Here is a 954-nt window from a genome sequence, read left to right as displayed (position 1 = left end):
CCCGCCGCATGGACAAGCTCGTCAAGACCCTGGGGATCGACTCCCTGAGCAAGTCCCAAGTCAGTCGCATGGCCGCTGACCTCGACCAGATCGTCGACGAGTTCCGCCACCGGCCCCTGGCCGATGCGGGACCATTCACGTTCGTGTCCGCGGACGCGCTCACGATGAAGGTCCGCGAGGGAGGACGTGTGATCAACGCCGTCGCGCTGGTCGCGACCGGTGTCAATGGCGACGGTCACCGCGAGGTCCTCGGGCTGCGCGTGGCCACCAGCGAAACCGGACCAGCGTGGAACGAGTTCTTCGCCGACCTCACAGCCCGCGGCCTGACCGGCGTCCGGCTCGTCACCAGCGACGCCCACAAGGGCTTGGTCGAAGCCATCGCCGCGAACCTGCCCGGCACGGCCTGGCAACGCTGCCGCACCCACTACAGCGCGAACCTCATGAGCGTCACACCCAAGTCGATGTGGCCGGCGGTCAAAGCGATGCTGCACTCCGTGTACGACCAGCCCGACAAGGACGCCGTGCACGCGCAGTTCGACCGGCTGCTGGACTACGTCGACGGCAAACTCCCCGAGGTCCATGAGCACCTCGACGGTGCCCGAGCCGACATCCTCGCCTTCACCGCTTTCCCCAAAGACGTGTGGACCCAGATCTGGTCGAACAACCCCGCCGAACGCCTCAACCGCGAAATCCGACGCCGCACCGACTCCGTGGGGATCTTCCCCAACCGGGCCGCGATCGTGCGTCTGGTCGGAGCCGTCCTGGCCGAACAGACCGACGAATGGGCCGAAGGACGGCGCTACCTCGGCCTCGAGGTCCTGGCCCGCTGCCACGTCACCATCGTCCCCGACACCGACACCGACACCCAGATTGGAGGCGACAACCTGCCCGCACTGACCGCCTGAGCCATCAGAAGGAACACGCAGCCGCTACACCACTACCCGGGACTTGACC

1 protein-coding gene is annotated in these 954 nt (G+C 67.0%); it reads left to right on the top strand.

The window, feature by feature from the left end:
* Positions 1 to 905, top strand: a 905-nt coding sequence (locus N803_RS17160) for an IS256 family transposase (RefSeq protein WP_035907576.1), incomplete at its 5' end; no start/stop codon positions are given.
* Positions 906 to 954: the final 49 nt, after the last annotated feature.

Source organism: Knoellia subterranea KCTC 19937 (genome assembly GCF_000768685.1).
GTDB lineage: Bacteria > Actinomycetota > Actinomycetes > Actinomycetales > Dermatophilaceae > Knoellia > Knoellia subterranea.
Note: the sequence above shows the minus strand (reverse complement) of the source record. Positions and strands in the feature narration are given on the sequence as shown.